The sequence below is a fragment of the Paenibacillus sp. SAFN-117 genome (genome assembly GCF_051966115.1).
GTDB lineage: Bacteria > Bacillota > Bacilli > Paenibacillales > NBRC-103111 > Paenibacillus_L > Paenibacillus_L residui.
In genome coordinates, this window is sequence record NZ_JBQCLK010000001.1 from 214,844 (window position 1) to 228,850 (window position 14,007).

Genomic DNA, 14,007 nt, shown 5'->3' on the forward strand with positions numbered 1-14,007 from the left:
CTCCTACTTGTTCTTGTACCACTCATTCACTTCCTGCGTGATTTCATTGCCGCCTTCCAGCTTCCACTTCTCTACAAAATCATCGAACGCGTCCAGCGGAACCGTACCGACGACGATTTTGGTAAAGGTTTCGTCCATAAGCTGCTGCAGCTTGGCATTGTATTTGCCCATTGCCGGCGTAGGGGCTGCATCGAACTCATTTTTGATCAAATTGGCATGGATTTGCTCTATATTGTCCCACAGGTGAAAATGCTCTCCCAGCGAGTCAAGCCGGTCCTTGCTCACAGACAGCTCCACCGTATCGCACAGCGCACCGTAAATGCCGCGGTATTGCTGCTTGTTATGCTCCTCGAAATTGGAAATCATCTTCCCGTCCTTCTTCGTCCAGACTTCGTTCTCAAAGCCGAGCTTTAGCGTTTTGTGCCCTTCCCCGGCGATAAAATTGAGAAAAGCGACGACCCCTTCCGGGTTGCTGCTTGCAGCCGGAATCACGTTATAGGAACGGACAATGGAAGTGGTGTAGGTTCCTCTGTGCCCGTCCCGGCCAGTCGGATACTCCAGCGGAATCCATTCTGCGGTCGGATCGAGCTTGCGGTTTTGTTCAATCGGACCTCTCGTATCAAACCAAGCCGCGGAGAACAGTCCCACCTTGCCCGATATTATCTTCTCCTCCAGTGTCTTGGTCTTGTTCAAAGGGAACTCCTGGTCCAGAAGCTTCTCCCGATATAATTCAGCCAGGAAAGCGAGCGCTTCCTTCGTTTCCGGCAAAATTCCCGAGTAGATCAGTTCTCCGTTACGTTCATACCAAGCATTCTTCTGAGTTCCGAACGCGCCGAAGAAAGGAGCGGTTCTCCCCAGATTTTCAGTAATGGATAAGCCGACAGCGCCGGAAATACTGCCGTCCGGGTTGTTTCCGGCAAAGGCTCTCATAACCTCCACGTATTCATCCAGCGTCCTGGGAGGCTTAAGGCCATGCTTATCCAGCCAGTCCTTGCGGACATACATGATCTCCGTTCCTTTCACCTCATTCAGGCTGGGAATCGCATAGATTTTCCCGTCGAAGGTGACCTGATCCCAGGCTTCCTGGGGAATGAGCCGTTTCAAATCGGCTCCATATTTATCGATGTAATCATCCAGCGGCATCAAAGCATTCTTCTTGACATAGTTGGACAGAAATCCGGGATTGCTCGTATTGAGCATATCGGGCAAATCCCCCGATGCCATGATCACATTGAGCATCTCCTGATAAGCATCCACCGGCGGCAATATCACCTCAACATCCAGATTGGTGCTCTGCTCGATATAGTCGAGATACGGATTGTTGTTTTCATTTAGTCCATTCGGAAAAGTGAGCCCCATGCTGCTGATTACTATGCGAATTTTGGATGGCAGAGGACTTCCGTCCTTATCCCTCCTTCCTTCCTTGCCTGTCGGCAGTAAAGAGCAAGAGACGGAGGCCATCAATATCCAACCGGCAGCGGAAACCAGTATTATCAAGCGGCTTAGTCTACTTACGGAGCGGTTCTTCATACTTATACCCCTTGTTATCATGTTTGCCGAGAATACCGGAAGGATGGAAGTGTACCGCTATTGTACCTGTATGCGCTTCCATAAAATAGTGGATTCCGGTTACTTTGTGTAGTACTCTCATGACTTTCACTTTGAACGATTCGAGGAAATCCGTCAAGAAGGAAATTGCGTTCGCTGCTTAAAAATTGTACAGGCGCAAAATGTTAATCCGGTCTGGTCTCCCGACTATCAAAAAAGGTGCGAGGCCCTTAAGGAGCTGCAAAAGTGCAGGTCTTCGGAACGATTTCAGCCAATATCAGCAAAAGACGTGCAATTGTGCAGGTAAATTAATATCCCTGAGTAGCAGGAAGAAACGGCTGCCGCCGTCCTTGTCCAAGGACGTTCAGTTTCTCGTTGCAGGCAAAACTATATAAAAAAAGCCGCCCATATCATACAAGCGGCTGTTCCTTCGGTCTTCGGTTAAACTTCGATTCGATTCTCGAGCATGCCTCCGCGGGCTTCTCCATTCCGGCCCACAGCAGATTGAGCTCATCGAAGAGCAAGCGGATCTGGCTTTGGCCAAGCCCCAAGCTCTTCAGCGGGCGGGCATAGGGAAGCACGTCCAGATAACGATTATAATGCCGGGGATGAATCGCCGGATCAAGCAGCTTATCGTCCTCCGCCACCGATCTTAGTACCGGAACCGTGCATCCGTACTGCTTGATCATCGTCTGCGCTTCCAGACCGGTCATATAATCGACCAGCTTCTGGCTTAGCTTGGTATGCTCGGATTGAGAGCTGACCGCAAGTCCTCCGCCAAGCAGCAGAGTGGCCTCCTCGCGTTGTTTCGGCAGAGGAAGCACATCCCATTCTATTGAAAGATTGCGAAACTCGTTCATGAAGTAGTAGGTGGTCATAATCATCGCGACCTTCTCCTTCTTGAACAGGCTTTCCGCCAGGTGACTGCTTCCATGAGAGTAAATAGGAGACACTCTGTGCTCGTACATAAGCGAGGTACAGAAGCTCAGCGCTTCGATATTCTCCGGCTTGGACAAAACACTCCGTCCCTGCTCCATCAGCTCTCCGCCGTTCTGCAGCAGAAATACGGGCCAACGGTTCATCGAAGAAGAGAAGCAGAACCCGTACTCCTCCACCATACCGTCCTTCCGGGCAGACCGCGTGCACTTCCTGGCGACCTCCAACAGATCGTTCCAGTCCTTGATCTGCGGATCCTCCATTCCATTCTCCCGAAAAATTGAACGATTATAGCAGATGACTACCGGCGAGAATATGAAAGGAGCTGCCAGCATGCGCCCCCCATCCGTGAAGATTTCGAATATCTGGGGATAGCTGCTTGCTTGCGGATCCAAGTGCTTGGGGACATACCCGGTCAGATACTCGGTCTTGCCCACATCTATCCATTCGCGCACATGCTGATCCGAGATCATGAACACATCCGGACCGGCGCCCTGTTCCGTTAAACGTATGATGGAGTCCGTATATTCATCCTCAGGAAGAAGCATCAGCTCGACCTTGATCATCGGATGCCGCTCCTCGAATGCCGCGATAATGCGTCGAACAATCTCAATCTCGTACGAATTCGAAAACCATGCGAGTCTTAATTGGATAGGGGACTGTTCATAGGCGGGCCTCGTTACGCGATTCCCTTTGCCCGGTATCTTCTCTATCAAACCGTCCTGGACAAGCTCGGCCAGAGCCTTCCGAATGGACATTCGGCTCATTTCGTATTTCTCGCTCAGGGTGCCCTCCGGCAGTATATATTCCCCCGGCGCCAATTCCCCGCTTACTATTTCGTCTCTTAGCTCTCGAAGAAACCGATCATATCTCTCTTGAAAGTTATTCCTTCTACGCAGCATAGTTTACCGCCCCTAGTCAATGTCGCTTCATTCTAGTATATCATGGCCTTTCTATCATTTCCAATTTATGCTTTGCAAGTTATGCTATACCGCCATAGCTCGCTGCCGCAGCCGAAATACAGCTTCCCATTAATATAAGCTAATCCGCTGGTCGCCTTCTTCGGGGTGTCGGCCAGCCTAACGGGCTCACAGGTGCCGGGATCGACCCGGAACAGCACACCGCTTAATAATCCGAATATTACGGTTTGGCCTCCTTGCCTTGCCGTAATAAGCCCCTGTCTGACTACCCCTCCCCAACTCGACAAGTCTATGCGCTGCAGCAGACGTTCCTCACGAGGATCATAGACGAAATAAAGCGAATCCGAGGTCAGGCCGTGGATAAGATCCCGGGAGTCACAGGCAAGCAGCGAGATTTCCCGAGCTTCAGGAAGTATCGTCCAACGGCGAACGACCTTCCGCTCCTGCCAGCTCAGACGGTACAGGGCCGCTTCCCGAGCCGCCGGCTCGGCACCTCCCGGCGTTTCGATGCTGGTGCCGCCGATGACATCTCCCGTGCTCAGGCAGACCAGGCCAAGCGTGCTCTGAAACGGCACAATCTGATCATGAGGATACACGGTGACCGTTCCGCTCGGCACATGCACGATTCCCAGTCCTCCCCCTACTGCGCCATATCCGGGAAAACCGCCGTAGAGAATATGCTGCCCGTCCGGATGGGCTGCTGCACAGCGCGGACGGTGAATCCTGTCGTCAGAATATACGAGCCTTGGATTTCTTCCGCCATCCCGCTCCAAACCCGGGTTCTCACGGGTATCCAGCATATGAACCCTGCCCCCGGCATATGCCGCTCCAAGCAAATACGGACCTTGCGCCGCATAGGCGCAAATATTGCCTCCCCCGCCCTCTTCCACCACCTTGCCGCCGAAATTGACCATCTCGTCTTCTCGCGGATCATAGCGATAGAGATGCAGCGGATGGTTGGAGGTGCCATAGAGCCGATCGTCCGGCCCTTGGGTCATAGGGGAGAGACTGGTGCCCCAGCCTTCATAATGGAGCGGGCAAACCGTCGTGCTCCCGTCGGCTTCCTCCATGGCCAGCTCGCTGTCCGCCAGCTGCCAGGAGATGATTTTCCGTCCGCCGGACAAATGACCGTACAGCTTCTGATATCCGCTGCCCTGATAAACGGAGGGAGCGACATCCGCAGCCTTCACAGGGACCGCCTCGCCGCCCAGCAGCCGGAACCAGCGGGTCTGCGCTTCCTGACCCTCACCCGCCAGAGGCAGGCTTGCATACACCTCCCCGTCGGTTCCCCGGTGAACCTGGCCGCTCCCCGCCACATCGTCCCCGGAGATCAGCCACTCCGCCAGTATGCCGGTATCGGGATGATAAGCGCTAATGCCGGCTTGCTGCGTACCGATGCCTGCATAGAGCCAGCCCTGACGGTCGGCGGCCAGAGACATCGCGTATTTTTGCCCGTTGCTCAAGCGGCCTATCCGTTCGCATTCTTCTGTATCCGGGTTCACCTTTATCAGTTTGCAGCCCGGATAAGTGGTCGCATATACAGTGCCTTCCTCCGTCTCAGCAAAGGCGAAGCCGAGAATTTCCTCCTCCGGCACCTGTCCACCCTTCGTCCACCAGACGAATTCGGCCGTGAACGGGTCCAGCACCATCAGCATGCGGCCGGCTCCGGTATAATATCGGCCGGCCTTGTCGCTTATGGATGCGAACGGATAATCGACCAAGCCTTCGGGAAAAGGAAGCTGCCGGCAATCCCCGGTATCGGGATGGACGATCAGCACGTATCCGCGTGCGGCAATAACGACGCGCTCCTCACCCTCGGCGTTGCGGCATACCGCCGCCGAACGGGTCTCATCCGCGCGAACCGGCGTGCCTATACATTCAAAGCGTCCCATTTCTTCTCACCTCTGCCCATAAATATTAATCCCCAGCAATCAGTAAGAGGGGCAATAGCTGCCCCTCCCCCAGGAATTTATCAACGGATTATCGCCAATCAATATGGGTTGGCGACTTTATTTCCAAACTCTTTCACTATAACCCCGTTCCTTGATTCCGGCGTTGACTTCCTTAATAATATCGGCTCCGCCACGCTGCAAATACTCAGCCACCAGCGCGTCCCAATCGGAAATCGGACGCTGGCCGACAATCATCTTCGTCTGCTCGTTCATCATAAAGGTAAGCAGCTCCGTACCCTTCAGATTATCCGTTTCTGACTGAATGCCGTAATTCGGCGGGAAATATCTCTTCATTTCCTTATTCAGGGCCATCAGGTCCTTGGTCACCTGAATTAGTTTCGGCTCGGTGTAAGCCTTGTCAAATTCGGGGTCCACACCGTCCGGAATCCAGTTCGTATTATCCTGGAAGTAAGCGGCGGGCTCCCAGCCCTCGGCAGATTTTAGCATCACCCGTTTGCCGTTCTCCATTTTGTAGCCAACATTCTCCCCTCCGTAGAACCAATCAAAATCGGCATTGGAGGCGCCCTGCTCGGAAGAAGGATAGAAGGCTCTGGAGAAATCATGCATCTCCAATATTTTCGCCAGCTTGTCGGGATCCTTGGCCAGCTTGGCGCTCAAAGCGTTGAAGCGGGCGTATCCCGTCCCTGCTGTAAAGCCCTGGCTTCCGTCGGGTGCTTCAAATGGCGGAAGAACGGCGAATTCAGCCTCCGGGTTGATTTGCAGCAGGCCTTCCATATAAGCCTGGGACATTCCGCGAGGGGCGACCAGGAAAATTCCCGCTTTCCCCTTGTAAAATTCGTCATTCGTATCGGCCCAGTTCAGCACGGCGAAATCACTGGTTATGGCCTTCTCTTTGTACAGGTCGTGCATGAATTGAATAATTTCCTTGCGTCCCTCGGACATAATTCCGGGAATAAAATTACCTTGCTCGTCTTTATGATACCATGTATTGAACTGCCAGTAAGGCCCCATCGCAAAATCCGGGTTGATGTTCTGCCCTATGGCCAATCCGTAGGTGTCGTCCTTCCCGTTCTTATTCGGATCGTTCTTCGTGAACGCGATAGCTACTTCTTTAAGCTCCTCGTAGCTGGTCGGGATCTCCAGCCCCAAATTATCGAGCCAGTCTTTGCGAATCATGAAGGAATTGCCTTCCAGAGGAGCCCAGGACGGAATCCCGTATATTTTGCCGTCGATTCTGAACTGGTCCCATACTTCCTTGGGAACCGCTTTAAGCGATTCATATTTGTCGATGTAATCATCCAGCGGAAGGAAAGCTTTCTGGCCCGCCCATTTTTGAAACAGGGCCATATCATTCGGCCGGAACCCGATCATATCCGGAATATCTCCCCCCGATACGATGGCTGTCAGCTTTTCCACATAGTTTTCCTGCGGGACCTTGTCTACCTTGTAATCGACATTGAAGCGTTCGTTAAGCTTCTTCTGCCCTTCTCCATTGCCTGGCGGCGGATTTCCGTAGATGTAGGTGATCCCTGTAAGTTGATGCTTCTTCTCCACCTTGGCTTCCGGCTGGGCCGTTTTCTCCGGATCCGTTCCCGTGCCCGATCCCGATCCCGAGCTGCAAGCGGTCACCGTCAGCATGAATGCCGCGGCCAGAATAAACGATTTACTGTGCTTCATATGAAAACCTCCCCTTTTCATTGTCCAAGCAGTACTCTTCGTTCTTCTCAAGATGCTACCGATCCCTTGTGCGGAATACCGCTGCGGCTCGCCCTACGGCTTCTACCCTTTGACCGAGCCGAGCATCACCCCCTTGGCAAAATGCTTCTGCAGAAACGGATAGACAATCAGGATAGGCAGCGTAGCGACAAGGATCGCAGCCATCTGAATGGTAACCGGCGGCGGCGGATTTTCCAGCATCATCATCACTTCCGCTCCCAGCGCGGCCGTAGGCTCATTGACAATGACGATTTGCCGCAGAATGACCTGTATCGGCCATTTCGAAGGATTATTCAGATACAGAATACCGGCGAAATAGGTATTCCAGTGGGTTACGGCATAGAACAATCCGAAGGCGGCCAAGGAAGGCTTGGACAGCGGCAGGATGATGGAATAGAACACCCTCAGCTCGTTGGCCCCGTCAATTAGCGCCGCTTCATTCAACTCAGTCGGTATGCTCAGGAAAAACTGCCGGATCACAATAAGGTTGAAGGAGCTTATCGCCCCTGGAATGATCAAGGCCCATAACGAATTGATCAGCCCGGTTGCTTTGACAACCAGATAAGTGGGAATCATCCCTGCCGAGAACAGAATGGTGAATACGACCATCATCAGAATCGTGCGCTGTCCCAGCGCATTGCGTGTGAGCGCATAAGCCATGGTCGCCGTAAAAAACAGATTCACGATCGTTCCCACTATCGTTACGTAAGCGGTTACAGTGAGGGAGCGTACAAAATTGTTCGATGTGAAAATCGTTTGATAAGCATCGGTGACCCATTCTCTCGGCCATAGAATAAGGTCTCTTTCCAATACATCCTTAAGGGATGAGAAGGAAACCGCGAAGATATGCAGGAAAGGAAATAACATCGATAAACCGATGACAGCAAGCAAAACGATATTGACGCCGTCGGCAAGCCTATCGGAAAAAGTACGTTTGATCATCACTTGAAGCCACCTTTTAAATAAACTGATCTCTTGAGAGCGGTAATGTAAGGAACCTGTCGCGCCAACGGATCGGACGGCTCCTGCCTCCCCGTTCCTTTGTCACATTTAATACAGGCCGTCTTCACCGAAGCGCTTGGCGATCCGATTCGCCGCCATCACGAGGACCAATCCGACCAATCCTTTAAACATGCCGACGGCCGTAGCGAAGCTGACATCCCCCTGCTGAATCCCCTTGAAGTAAACATAAGTATCCAATACATTGCCCGTATCCATGTTGAACGGGTTCAGCATCAGGAAGATTTGTTCGAAGCCTGTATCCATAACGCTTCCCAGCCGCAGAATGAACAGGATAACGATAACGCTGCGAATGGCCGGCAGAGTGACGTGCCAAATCTGTCTCCAGCGGCTGGCCCCGTCGATAACGGCCGCTTCATACAACTGGGGATTGACCCCCGCCAAGGCGGCCAGGAAAATAATCGTGCTCCAGCCCGATTCCTTCCAAATAATCTGGGCGATGATGACAGGCTTGAACAAGGCCGGATCGGTCAAGAAAGGAATCTGGTTCCAATTCAAGGTATCCGTCAGGAATTTGTTAATCAGGCCTTCTCCGCGCAGGAACACGACAAAAATACCGACAACAACGACCCAGGATAAAAAGTGCGGCAGATACACCATGGATTGAATAATGCGTTTATATGTTTCGTTGCGCAGTTCATTAAGCATCAGTGCCAGAATAATGGAAATTGGAAAAGCCATCAAAATCTGCAGTAAAGAAATGTTGATCGTGTTCCAGATGACATTCACCACTTCTTTATCCGCGAAGATTCGCGAGAAGTTCTTGAACCCGATCCAATCATTCTCCCAAATGCTGGTGAACGGATTGAAATCCTGGAAGGCGATCACTAGCCCGGCCATCGGCACATACTTGTAGATGACGAAGTAAAGAACCCCCGGAAGCAGCAGCAAGTAAATATACCGTTCCCGCCACATTCTCCTTTTTAAGCCATTCCACCGTCCTGTGTTAGGCTGCCTGGTGTCCCGAGTTTGAACGGCTGTCTCATTCATACCAACAGTCTCCCCTTAATGATTTACAATTTTGGATTCGCTTTCAGCATACGGAACCACACAAATGCAAGAGTTCACCCCCTCGAATAATCGAGCGCCCGAGGAGCTACCCCCGGCTGATAACAGCATGAGCAGACATGAAGCTTTCTCCGGACGTTCGGCGATAACCGCTTTCCCCCATTTCTTTTCATAGACAAATTAAAGCGCTTTAATTTTTAGATATAGACATCTAAATTACAGGTACATATATCATATATTCTGTCATAAATAGTGTCAATCATTTTTATGTGAGCGCTGTCTTAAGCTTGTTGGGCTTATGCGGTGTCAATTATGAGCTTCGCCGAGTGGTCGAGAAAGCACAAATGGAAACATATGAAAGTCGAGTTAGCAGCCCCTGCCCTCTCAAAAACACAGCAGCTTATGGAGCAAACCCGGCCGCATTGAAGGACCTAATGAAGCTTTCGAGGCAATCCAAGCTACCCGCAGGCGGTTCGATTTATGCTCCGGAACTTTAAGCGGCGATTGTACACCTTTTTTAGCCGGAGACTGCCGCGATATTTGTACATCTCCTTGCAAAGTTCGGAAAAGCGGCGATTGTACATCTTTTTAGCTATGTGCTGCCCCGCTTTGGAAAATTGATGAAAAAATGCATGATTTTTCCCGTTAATGGCCTCGGACGCAGGTTTGAAATTGAAATTCGTGCACTTTCGCAGGAATTTAAGTCACTGAAGCACTAAGAGAAATTAGGAGGGACTATTGCCAAATCAAGTCATAAGCGTCCTAGGCCCCATTCCGGTAGTTTTAGTTCGCGTAGTTATTTTGAACGGCCTTTATCAAAGCTGTCCATAGAGAGAATCGGAGATCAAGCGAGAGAAAGGACACTTTTCGGGGTAAGTAAGCAGTAACCGGAGAGGAAGGGGAGCTGTACGAGAAATCAAAAAGCATATCAGACAGTCAGACGTTGAGATAGTCAGTTAGAGTTAGTCAGTTAGAGTTAGTCAGTTAGAGTTAGTCAGAAGATCGTAAGTTTGGGGATAGTTAATTTGAAGGTAGTTAGTTGGTGAAAAATAGAGTCAATTTAAGATAAATTAAAAAGGGGAGCGAGATGAGAAGAATTACGTGGAAGGTTTAGGATAGGATAACGAGTATCCATTCGAAGACCGTGAATTCAACAGCTTTCTCCAAATGGATACCTTACCTATACCATAGCAGCTTTTGGTCGAAAGGATTAATCTGTTATCCTCTCCATTGTACGACATCCCGGTAAGGAATCTTGCCGCCGAAAATATCGAGGGCGCTGCCGATCGTCAAATCAATTTTCCCCTGTCCCAGTTCCTTAACCAGATTCAGGTCCGAGTATTGAGAAGCCCCTCCCGCATAGGTCGTCGGAATAGTGACCCATTCCCCCAGCTTCTCGACGAGCTCCGTTTCGATTCCGCGGCATAGCCCTTCCACATCGACGGCATGAATCAAAAACTCGTCGCAGTAAGCCGACAGCTCGTCCAGATTATGTTTGGTGATTTCATAAGAAGTGAACTTCTGCCAACGATCCGTGACTACATAGTAAGTGTCGCCGCGTTTTCGGCAGCTTAGATCCAGTACCAGCCTTTCCTTGCCAATAAGCTTCACAAGTCCGGACAACCGCTCGAAGTCGATTTGCCCGTTCTGGAACACATAAGAGGTTACGATAACGTGGCTAGCTCCCGCTTCGATATATTTCTTCGCATTGTCCGCGTTGATGCCGCCGCCCAGCTGCAGCCCTCCCGGATAAGCCTGCAGCGCGGACAAAGCCGCTTCTTCATTGCCCGGTCCCAGCATGATGACATGCCCTCCGGTAAGGCTATCCTTCGCGTACAGACGCGCATAATCGGCCGCGGACATCTCGGCTTCAAAATTGGTGACCAGGGAGTCACTACTATCATCATTAAGGCTGGAGCCGACAATCTGCTTTACTTTTCCATCGTGAAGATCGATACAAGGTCTGAACTTCATCCGGTACATCCTTTCGCCTAGAAGTATTCTTATCTTATTCGTGCAAGCGCGCATCCCGCATGCCGTTACTATTGCTATTGTTTTGCTATTGCTATTGCTTTTGCTATTGCTATTGCTTTATCATATCAGATTTTACACCTTTATATAATATCAAATCCTTCCCCGATTTCATCCCCAGCCAAGAGTTCCGGGCTTTGATTAGGGCACCAAGGATTAACGGCTATCACCGTCCTTTGGAAAGGCCCGTTTACCGATGAAATATAAGAACAGATTTAAGGTGAAACTTTTGCTTTCTTATTTTTTTCAAAAAGAACAGCCCCCGAACAGCATAGAGGACTGAACTATCGATAGCTATTCGCACCTTCATTCCAATATGGGCGGGATACGGGCGTTGACCCTCTGCTCGAAAGAATAGGCAATGCGAATCAGCGTCGACTCGCTGTAGGCCGTGCCGGTGAAGGCCACGCCGAAGGGCTTGCCGGTCTCCGTAAAGCCGGCCGGAACGATTATCGACGGATAGCCCGACACCGCAGGAGAATCCGTCACTCCCGGGCAGAACAGGGCATCCAGTGAATACTCCTGCAGCAAACGATCAATTCCCTCCTCCCGTGACCTCCTCCAATCCTGCAGCCGGTCGCGGATATATTGTGCTTCCGTAAGGGTGCCCGAGGTGTCATGCTCTGCGCGCAGAAGCAGCGATTGGCCGTATTTCAGAGCCTCCTCGGCATGATAGTTGTTGAATTCAATGATATCCCTCAGGCTCTTGACCGGCAATCTCGGGTCGAGCGCCGCCAGATATCGGTTGAGAGCCGACTTGAATTCGTATAGCAGCACACAGGAATGATCCGCTATGTGAGGAAGATCGATATGTTCGACGATTTCGGCCCCGGCTTCCTCCATCCTTCTTATGCATTGGTCAATCAGTGCCTTCTCTTCCGCCGTAAACTCTTCCTCATACCCTCGATTGATGCAGATTCGCGCTCCGGCAAGACCGGACGGGTCGAGACAAGACCTGTAATCGGAAGGTTCTCTGCCCCGGCTTGCCCAAGTCGCAGGATCCTCCGGATCTATCCCCGTCATCGCTTCCAGAAGGATCGCCGCATCCTCCACCGTCCTGGCCAAGGGGCCTGCGGTGTCCTGGGTATAGGTGATAGGACATATCCCTGTCCGGCTAATTAAACCAAGTGTCGGCTTAATCCCGACAATGCTGTTGCAGCAAGCGGGATCCAGAATCGATCCCGATGTCTCCGTGCCGACGGCTACCGTACACAGATTCGCCGCCACGGCAACCGCCGAACCGGTACTGGACCCTCCCGGGTCGAATTTTCCGGGGCCATAGGGATTCAGTACCTGCCCGCCCCGGGAACTGTACCCGCTGGGCATGACATCGGACATGAAATTGGCCAGCTCCGTCATATTTGCTTTGCCGATAATGACGGCGCCCTGTTCCCGCAGCCTCTTGACCAGGAATGCATCCTCCGGAGCGAACGAGTCCGCAAGGGCGAGTGTACCGGCGCTTGTATGCATTTTGTCCGCCGTGTTGATATTATCCTTCAGCAGAACAGGGATACCGTGAAGCGGACCTCTGATCCGGCCCTCTGCCCTTTCCAGATCCAAGGCTTCCGCAATGTACAGGGCGTCCGGGTTCAGCTCCAGCACCGAATTAAGTGAAGAACCGGCTTTATCGAATTCCGCTATCCGTTCGAGGTACATAAGGGTAAGCCGTCTGGAAGTCAACTCCCCTGACGCGAACGCTTGCCGGATTTCTTGAATGGTCGCTTCTTGCAAATGAAAACCCATTAGGATCCCCGCCTTTCCATGTTAAGGTTACTTTATAGTGTGTTTCCCTATTCATCGCGTTTCTCTTGTATATTCTACGCATAGCGGCCCTACCCCTTTTTTTAACGTGGCGATCCGGGAGCCACACTGCCTTACATCGGGATCATCGCAGCATTCACTCTCGGGCTAGTCCTCATGGCCAGCCTCACTTTCCGTTGGGATGCCGGGCATCCGCTTTTTTCCAGAAGCCGCAGATCCTGACAGGCATTTATTTTTCGACCAAATAGTCAACATTGACTATACATCATTAACTATTCTCCCCTTTCTGCTGTTAGAGCAGGGAGGGGCTTTTTGACAGATCGCAGCAATCATGGGAGTCCGGCCACCCGCCATGCAGCGCTGCAACGCCCGCGGGAGCAGCGCGCGCGTTGCAGGTTGATTTCATCGCAAAATACGACTTCCGGGCAAGCCCTCCATCCATTAATATCCCTATATTTCCAAACTGCTCCCCCTTCAGCATTCATAGATCAGCTAGAATCTCCTCTTGCAGAGGATACACTTTCTCCCACGACAGACTAGCCGACTTGCGAGACAGGGATGCCCGCCTAAAGATGGGTTCGGATAGCTTCATAAAGCCGGTCACAAAGCTCCCCGGCCGTCCATTCCTCCATCTTCGGGAAGATGGCGTTAAGGCTTTCATCCCCTTCTTCGTGTATAGCAGCGATTAATTCCACCATCTGACCGATAGAAAGCAGCGGTATACATTCCTTTTTTTCAACTAACAGGGCCCGCCATTTCTTGTCTATCGTCTCTACAAAAAATGTTCCTCCCGCATTCAAACTGTCTATTCCCGTAATGACTCCTTCCTTGGAGCGATACAGAACCCGGTCTCCGTTATCCGGGGTCCATAGCTGCCGTACCCTCCCCCTCTGCTCTTCACTTAATTGAAGGACTTGCTCCACCGTGATTCTCTGCTTCATAACCGGCTGACTCTCCCTTCGCCCCGTTATGTTTACTCCTATCATCTATATGGGCATCGACAGGCATTAAGACTTCGTAAAGGGCAATAGGACATGCTGATCCGCCTGCGGTCAGGCCTGCCGAACTTTATTTAAAATGATGGCTGAGTTATTTTTATAATTCTGTGGCCTTTTCCTCCTCTGCGAAGTCTAATTATGTGTAAGGTCGAAGGA

9 protein-coding genes are annotated in these 14,007 nt (G+C 51.4%); all 9 read right to left on the reverse strand.

Annotated elements, in window-relative coordinates; translation table 11 throughout:
• Window positions 1-3: 3 nt before the first annotated feature.
• Window positions 4-1,530: an extracellular solute-binding protein gene (locus ACTHRH_RS00930; protein ID WP_379290482.1), complete on the reverse strand. Its 1,527-nt coding sequence runs from the start codon at window positions 1,528-1,530 to the stop codon at window positions 4-6.
• A gap of 428 nt (window positions 1,531-1,958) precedes the next feature.
• Window positions 1,959-3,386, reverse strand: coding sequence for an extracellular solute-binding protein (locus ACTHRH_RS00935; RefSeq protein ID WP_440413626.1), 1,428 nt, complete (start codon window positions 3,384-3,386; stop codon window positions 1,959-1,961).
• A 65-nt stretch (window positions 3,387-3,451) separates the two neighbouring features.
• The gene (locus ACTHRH_RS00940; protein WP_440413628.1) at window positions 3,452-5,296 is read right to left on the reverse strand and encodes a hypothetical protein; all 1,845 of its coding nucleotides are present in this window, start codon (window positions 5,294-5,296) and stop codon (window positions 3,452-3,454) included.
• Between the two features lie 117 nt (window positions 5,297-5,413).
• Window positions 5,414-6,994: an extracellular solute-binding protein gene (locus ACTHRH_RS00945; protein WP_440413630.1), complete on the reverse strand. Its 1,581-nt coding sequence runs from the start codon at window positions 6,992-6,994 to the stop codon at window positions 5,414-5,416.
• Between the two features lie 102 nt (window positions 6,995-7,096).
• Window positions 7,097-7,975: a carbohydrate ABC transporter permease gene (locus ACTHRH_RS00950; protein WP_440413632.1), complete on the reverse strand. Its 879-nt coding sequence runs from the start codon at window positions 7,973-7,975 to the stop codon at window positions 7,097-7,099.
• Between the two features lie 108 nt (window positions 7,976-8,083).
• Window positions 8,084-9,043: an ABC transporter permease gene (locus ACTHRH_RS00955; RefSeq protein WP_144941744.1), complete on the reverse strand. Its 960-nt coding sequence runs from the start codon at window positions 9,041-9,043 to the stop codon at window positions 8,084-8,086.
• A 1,236-nt stretch (window positions 9,044-10,279) separates the two neighbouring features.
• Window positions 10,280-11,035, reverse strand: a complete 756-nt coding sequence (hisA, locus tag ACTHRH_RS00960) for a phosphoribosylformimino-5-aminoimidazole carboxamide ribotide isomerase (protein WP_379290473.1) — start codon at window positions 11,033-11,035, stop codon at window positions 10,280-10,282.
• Between the two features lie 363 nt (window positions 11,036-11,398).
• Complete coding sequence (locus tag ACTHRH_RS00965; protein WP_379290471.1) at window positions 11,399-12,835, reverse strand: amidase family protein; 1,437 nt, start codon at window positions 12,833-12,835, stop codon at window positions 11,399-11,401.
• Between the two features lie 584 nt (window positions 12,836-13,419).
• Window positions 13,420-13,794: a hypothetical protein gene (locus ACTHRH_RS00970; protein ID WP_144938504.1), complete on the reverse strand. Its 375-nt coding sequence runs from the start codon at window positions 13,792-13,794 to the stop codon at window positions 13,420-13,422.
• Between the last annotated feature and the right edge of the window lie 213 nt (window positions 13,795-14,007).

Coding starts and splice junctions, on each gene's coding strand:
- hisA (WP_379290473.1), bottom strand. CDS start 11,035: ATGAAGTTCAGACCTTGTATCGATCTTCACGATGGAAAAGTAAAGCAG.
- ACTHRH_RS00945 (WP_440413630.1), bottom strand. CDS start 6,994: ATGAAGCACAGTAAATCGTTTATTCTGGCCGCGGCATTCATGCTGACG.
- ACTHRH_RS00970 (WP_144938504.1), bottom strand. CDS start 13,794: ATGAAGCAGAGAATCACGGTGGAGCAAGTCCTTCAATTAAGTGAAGAG.
- ACTHRH_RS00940 (WP_440413628.1), bottom strand. CDS start 5,296: ATGGGACGCTTTGAATGTATAGGCACGCCGGTTCGCGCGGATGAGACC.
- ACTHRH_RS00965 (WP_379290471.1), bottom strand. CDS start 12,835: ATGGGTTTTCATTTGCAAGAAGCGACCATTCAAGAAATCCGGCAAGCG.
- ACTHRH_RS00930 (WP_379290482.1), bottom strand. CDS start 1,530: ATGAAGAACCGCTCCGTAAGTAGACTAAGCCGCTTGATAATACTGGTT.
- ACTHRH_RS00935 (WP_440413626.1), bottom strand. CDS start 3,386: ATGCTGCGTAGAAGGAATAACTTTCAAGAGAGATATGATCGGTTTCTT.
- ACTHRH_RS00950 (WP_440413632.1), bottom strand. CDS start 7,975: ATGATCAAACGTACTTTTTCCGATAGGCTTGCCGACGGCGTCAATATC.
- ACTHRH_RS00955 (WP_144941744.1), bottom strand. CDS start 9,043: ATGAATGAGACAGCCGTTCAAACTCGGGACACCAGGCAGCCTAACACA.